This window comes from Bosea sp. Tri-49 (assembly GCF_003952665.1).
Taxonomy (GTDB): Bacteria; Pseudomonadota; Alphaproteobacteria; order Rhizobiales; family Beijerinckiaceae; genus Allobosea.
Map to the genome: position 1 here is coordinate 3,730,649 of NZ_CP017946.1, position 6,137 is coordinate 3,736,785.

6 protein-coding genes are annotated in these 6,137 nt (G+C 66.2%); all 6 read right to left on the reverse strand.

What is annotated here, in order from left to right; all coding sequences use genetic code 11:
- Positions 1-3: 3 nt before the first annotated feature.
- The gene (locus tag BLM15_RS18185; protein ID WP_126114074.1) at positions 4-1,347 is read right to left on the reverse strand and encodes an LLM class flavin-dependent oxidoreductase; all 1,344 of its coding nucleotides are present in this window, start codon (positions 1,345-1,347) and stop codon (positions 4-6) included.
- A 17-nt stretch (positions 1,348-1,364) separates the two neighbouring features.
- Positions 1,365-2,369, reverse strand: coding sequence for an MsnO8 family LLM class oxidoreductase (locus BLM15_RS18190; RefSeq protein ID WP_126114075.1), 1,005 nt, complete (start codon positions 2,367-2,369; stop codon positions 1,365-1,367).
- 17 nt (positions 2,370-2,386) lie between these two features.
- Positions 2,387-2,977 (reverse strand): flavin reductase family protein, encoded by a 591-nt coding sequence (locus BLM15_RS18195; protein ID WP_126114076.1) that lies wholly within the window; start codon positions 2,975-2,977, stop codon positions 2,387-2,389.
- Positions 2,978-3,406: 429 nt separating this feature from the next.
- Entirely contained in the window at positions 3,407-4,051 is a 645-nt protein-coding gene (locus tag BLM15_RS18200; protein ID WP_164547560.1) for an SCO family protein, read from the reverse strand.
- Between the two features lie 3 nt (positions 4,052-4,054).
- Entirely contained in the window at positions 4,055-5,173 is a 1,119-nt protein-coding gene (locus tag BLM15_RS18205) for an MBL fold metallo-hydrolase (RefSeq protein WP_126114077.1), read from the reverse strand.
- 237 nt (positions 5,174-5,410) lie between these two features.
- Positions 5,411-6,121, reverse strand: coding sequence for a SapC family protein (locus tag BLM15_RS18210; protein ID WP_164547561.1), 711 nt, complete (start codon positions 6,119-6,121; stop codon positions 5,411-5,413).
- Positions 6,122-6,137 lie beyond the last annotated feature (16 nt).

Genomic DNA, 6,137 nt, shown 5'->3' on the forward strand with positions numbered 1-6,137 from the left:
ACCTCACCCGACCTTGCGTGGCGCCGAGGCCGGAGCTGAGCGGGCATAGCGGCTCTCGCGGCGCGGCAGGCCGAGATGGTCGCGCAGCGTTGCGCCCGGCAGGTTGCGGTCATAGACTCCGCGAGCCTCCAGCACCGGGATGACCAGCTCGACGAAATCGTCGAGTCCCTGGCCGATCACCGGGAAGCCCAGGATGAAACCATCGGCCGCCTGCTTCTCGACGCGTTCGATCAGGATATCGGCGATTTCTTCGGCCGAGCCGATCAGGTCGGCGCGCGGGGTCGCCGCTTCGAGCGCCGCCTCGCGCAGGGTCTGGCGCTTCAGGGCCGCGGTGCGCTTGATCCGGTCGGTGGTCGAGCGGAAGCTGTTCTTGCCGATCTCTCCGAGCTCCGGAAAGGGCGCGTCGAGCGGATAGGCGCTGAAGTCGTGATGGTCGAAATAGCGGCCGAGATAGGCGAGAGCATCGTCGACCGAGACGAGATCACGGATCGCCTGATACTTGTCCTCGGCCTCCTTTCGGGTGCGCCCGACGATCGGCCCGGCGCTCGGGAAGATCTTGACGTCGTCGGCCAGACGCCCCTGCGCGATCGCGCTGGTCTTGATGCTGCGATAGAACGCTTGCCCCTCCTCCAGCGAGACATGATTGGCGAAAACCGCATCGGCATGGCGGCCGGCAAGTCCGATGCCGGCATCGGACGCACCGGCCTGGAACAGCACCGGCTGGCCCTGCGGCGAGCGCTGGATGTTGAGCGGGCCCTCGACCTGGAAGAAGCGGCCCTTGTAGCCGAGCGTGTGGAGCTTCTCGCGATCGAAGAAGCGGCCGGCCTCGCGGTCGCGGACGAAAGCGTCGTCTTCCCAGGAATCCCAGAGCCCCTTGGCGACATCGAGATATTCGTGCGCGATCTCGTAGCGCAGCGAATGCTCGGGATGCGGGCGGCCATAGTTGCGGCCGGACCCCTCCAGCGGCGAGGTCACAGCATTCCAACCCGCGCGCCCGCCCGAGATCAGGTCGAGCGAGGCGAATTGCCGGGCGACGGTAAAGGGGTCGCTATAGGAGGTCGAGACCGTGCCGACGAGGCCGAGCTTCTTCGTCGCCGTCGCCAGTGCCGACAGGATGGTCAGCGGCTCGAAGCGGTTGAGGAAATGCGGGATCGACTTCTCGTTGATGTAGAGCCCGTCGGCGACGAAGGCGAAGGCGATGCCGTTCTCCTCCGCCTTGCGGGCGTTGCGGATGAAGAAATCGAGATTGACGCTGGCATCCGCCGGATTGCTGGGATGGCGCCAAGCGTTCATGTGGCTGCCGGGGCCCTGCAGCATCAGGCCAAAGCTGAGACGGGTCTTGCTCATGAATGTCTCCTGTCGGCTCAGGCGGCCAGGGCCGGCGCATCGCCGACGAGCAGCGTGATCGAGGCGAGGCGCTGGGCCGTCGCGGCGGCGGGCGTGTCGATGACGAATTCGGCGATGCCGAAGCGGGCCGAGAGCGCATCGAGTTCGCGCCGGACGTCGTCGGCGGTACCGGCAAGAATGCTCGGGCGACGGATTTCGGTGGTGTAGGACGCTGCTCCAGCCTGGCGGGCGAACTCGGCCGCCTGCTCCTCGCTGCCGAGGTTGACGCTCTGGCCATTGTCGAGCGTCAGCCTGACCACCCGCAACGGATCAGTGAGGGCCCGCGCCTCCTCCGCTGTCGCCGCGGCGAGGGCGGCGAGGCCGAACAGCGGCCGCTGCTTCGCACCTGCCTTGGCATAGGCATCCAGGCTGGCCTCGATCGCCTTTGGGTCGCCATTGAGCTGGCCGGCGAAGACGAAGCGCCAATCGCGCTCCGCCGCAAGCCGTGCGCTGTCCGGACTGGCGCCGAGCAGGAAGCGCTCGGCCGGCGCGGGCGGCTTGGGCAGGGCCTGCGCGCCGGCGAGCGGATCATCCGCATCGAGCGAACCCGAAAGGAAGCCGTCGAGCTCGGCCAGCAGCGCCTCGAAGGAGCGGGCCCGCTCCGGACCGTGCTGGACGCGCAGCGCCCTGGTCGAGAGCGGCAGGCCGCCCGGCGCTTTGCCGATGCCCAGATCGATGCGATCCGGTGCAAGCGCCGCGAGCAGATTGAAGGTCTCGGCGACCTTGTAGGGGCTGTAGTGCTGCAGCAGCACGCCACCGGAGCCGATGCGGATGCGGCGGGTGCGGGCGATCAGATGCGCCACCAGGATCTCCGGCGCCGAGCTGGCGAGGCCGGGAAAGCCATGATGCTCGGCCAGCCAGAAGCGGCGATAGCCCAGCCGCTCGGCGGCCTGCGCCAGCGCGATCGTGCGCTGCAAGGCGTCGACCGCGCTCTCGCCGTCGAGGATCGGGCTCTTGTCGAGCAGGCTGAGGGAATAGGCCATGGGATGTCTCGCCGGTGTCAGATGCTGCGCAGGCCGAGCGCCGTACGCGCTTCCTCGGCCATCCAGCCGAGGCGCTCATAATCACCGCGCCAGTAGAGCAGCGCCGCATCGTCGCCACCGAGCCTGACCTCGCGCACGCGGCCGATGACGATGGCGTGCGAATGGCGCTCGATCAGTTCCTCGACCTCGCAGTCGAGCGCGGCCAGCGCGCCCTCCAGCAGCGGAGCGCCGGTTACGCCTTGCGTCCAGCTCGCCCCGGCATAGCGCGCCTCGCCCTTCTCGCCGGCGCGACCGGCGAAGCGGTCGGCGATCTGCTTCTGCGTGGCATTGAGGAAGTTGACGCCGAAGCTGCGATGGCGGGCGAGCACCGGAAAACTCGACGAAGCCAGATTGAGCCCGAACATCACCGTCGGCGGCTCGGCGGAGAGCGAGGACAGCGAGGTCACGGTGAGACCCGTGCGATCCTCGCCCTGCCCGGTCGTGATCACGCTGACGCCACCGGCGAGATGACGCAGTGCTGAGCGGAAGCTCGGCGGCTCAGCTTGCGTGATCCGGCCGAGCGGACGGGAGACAGCAGATGCGGGCGGAACGAGCGAGACAACGGTCATGGGGACCTCGGCTGAAAAAGACGCAGCGCAACGCACGTCGCCAGGTGACGACGCTTCTGCCGATCGAGCCGGCGCGCTGAATCTGCTGGAAAGAGACAGGTCCTGCGGTCAGGCCGCGGGACGAAGGATCAGGAACATCGCGGCAGCGCCGCGAAGGGCTCGGGACCCGAAGTAATACTCAGCTTCATTGACGTGTCTCCGCTCTCGGAGCCCACGATTTCATCGTGGTGCTTTTAGCATTGGTGACGCGGTGCAAGCTGCTCCAGCAAATCCCGCGACGTCGGCGATGTCATCGCTTCAGTTGTCACGAATGATCTTCCACGCAGCCCACATCGTCAATGAAACGGCTTTTCAAAGTTACGCCCTCCGCTGGCAGAACAACCTTCCAGAATTTGCCCGGACAGGCGTTTTACTCTCACGGAGAGCACCTCATTTCGCCTGGAGATGGGGGCGGATGACGGTGAGCATGCGCTCGGCTGGCGTGTTCGGCGGGAAGAAGCCGAGATACTGGCCCCCACGATCCATCACATAGACATAGGCCGAGTGATCGATCGTGTACTCGTTCTTGCCGGTGTCGACCTTCTCGTAAAACACCTTGTAGGCATCGGCCGCCTGGCGGATCGCGTCGGCTGAACCGGTGAGGCCGATCAGGCGCGGGTGGAAGAGCGAAACATAGGTCGAAAGATGCTCGGCCGTGTCCCGTTCGGGATCGAGCGTGATGAAGAGCAGCTGGATCGCCTCGCCATCCGGGCCGAGTTGGTCGACAGCGCGGGATATCTCCTGGAGGTCGGTCGGGCAGATATCCGGGCAGTAACTGAAGCCGAAATAGACCAGCAGAAGCTTGCCGCGGAAATCGGTATCGCGGCGGACGCGGCCGGTCTGGTCGGTGAGCTCGAAAGCGCCGCCGACCGGCTCGCGATTCCACATCATGATGTCCATCAGCTCGGCGGCCGAGCGGCGCGGCTCCTCGGCGCGCAGCAGACCCGACCAGATAGTGACGAACAGCAGGGTGAACGCGGCGGCCATCACCGCTTGCCAGAACAGGCCCGCGATACGGAGCTGACGGGCGCGCATCGCTTAGGCCGAGAAGATCAGGCGGCTGCCGGTCGTCGGCACGATGACGTTCTCCGGCAGTTGCGCCTGCGCCTCCAGCGCGAAATTGAGGCCGGAGCAGTGCATCGGAACGACCACGTCGGGCTTCAGCTTGCCGACCTCGGCGACGACCTGCCGGAGATAGTCCTTCGGCGCCGGGCCGAGATGGAAGCCGCCGACGATGGCGTGCACCTTCTCGATGCCCGAGACCTCCTGCGCCTGCCGGACCGAATTGACGATGCCGACATGGCCGCAGGAGCTGATCACCACCAGGCCCTTGCCGCGGATGTTGAAGCAGGTCGCGTGCTCGTGGACATGTTCGTCGGGGATGATCTTCCCCTGCAGCTCGGCCGAGCTGTAGTGGCTGGCATCGCAGCCGAGTCCGTCCTTGATGGCGCGCTCGACGAAGGTGTTGGGCAGGATACGCTCGATCGAGCGGCGCTTGATCTGCCCGGTGGTGAAGGCATGGCCGGCGACGACGGTCGGGGTCTCACAGAGCACGGTCGCAACCTTGCGCGCCGTCAACTCGCGGCGGTCGAGCTGGCCGAAATCGGTGAACTGGCCCTGGACGCCGCTCGGGCTGACGCGATGGCAGAAATTGTCCTCGCCGCCGGCATAGAGCTTGAGGTCCGGCGCGAGCGTGTCGCGGTATTTGGCGAGGAAGCCGCCCAGCCCGCCATAATGGTCGTGGTGGCCATGGCTGACGATCAGGGCGTCTACCTTGGTCGGATCGACCTTGAGGATGCCGATATTGTTCAGCAGCGCATCCGGGCTGTAGCCGAAATCGAGCAGGATGGTGCGGGCCTCGTCGGCACGCTGCGATTCCAGGAAGAGCGACAGACCCCACTGATTGTGCAGGACCTGGCGATAATCGGCGCCACGGCCCGAGCCCGGCGGCTGATGCTGCACGCCCTGGACCGTGCTCGGCTTCAGGAACTGATCATGGGCCGAATCGATCAGCACGCGCATCGACAGGCGGTCGACGGTAGGCACTTCGATCGGCGCGGCGCTGGCGATCTCCACGCAGGCGAAGCCGGTGGCGGCGCCGGCCGCGAGCGCAGCCGACATCTTGAGGAAGGAGCGGCGCTCGATCGCCTCTGCCATGACCGTGAACCCTCGCCTGCGCACGGCATACGCGCCGCAGGCGCGAGACTAGCCGGCCAGCGGGAGGCAAGGCTTCCATAGTTCGGCGCCCGGCCAGGAGGATCGTCTCCTTGCCGCATCCGGCGACGAAACGAAGCTTTCGTGTCCGATCAGAGCGCCGATCGTCTACGCTCGGCGCTTTGAACGGCTTCTGAACCAGATATCAGCGGCAAGGCCGATGGCGATCGGTGATTTCGACTATGAGCGCTCGCCGAGCAGGGCGAAATTCGCCAGGCTGATCAGGTGGGCGTGGATGGGCGCCAGATAGCCTTTCCGCCGCAGATCGAGCCAGACCTCGTCGGACAGCGCGTTGAGGCGCTCTTCGCTCACCGCCATGAAGCCCGAGAAACTCGAGCTCGCGCCGTTGGCCGAGCGGATTTCGATGTTGATCGTGTTGAACAGGTCGAGGGCCTTGAGCTCGGCGGTGAAGGCGGCCGTGGCTTTCGCAGCATCGGCATATTCGCCAACGAAGGTGATGACCCGCTGCAAGGCTTCCGCCGGCTCACCTTCCTCGGTGAAGAGACGTTCGCCTTGCTCGTTCTGCAGGCCGGAGAAGCCACCATCGACACAGATGACCTGCTGCTCCGCCGAGACCTCACCACCGACGAAGGGGTAGCGCCGCAGATAGGCCGGCGCATGCTGGCCGCGCCAACGCCCTTGCGCATCGACGAAGCAGCTCTCGCCGGGACGCATCCCGACCATGAATAACGGCGAGACGGTGCCGGCCTCATCGAGGAAAAGGATCGGCATGTCCCGGCATGCGACTGCAAATTCCGGCATCAGCGCCGGCAACACATGGGCTCCGGCCGCGAAGGTGTAAGGTGCCTCCGACGGCGCGATGCGCGCCTCGCGATGCTCGTTGCGGTCGAGCACGGTGATGCTTGAATAGAACAGCGGCAGGGGCGCCATGATCGGTTCCTCGTCA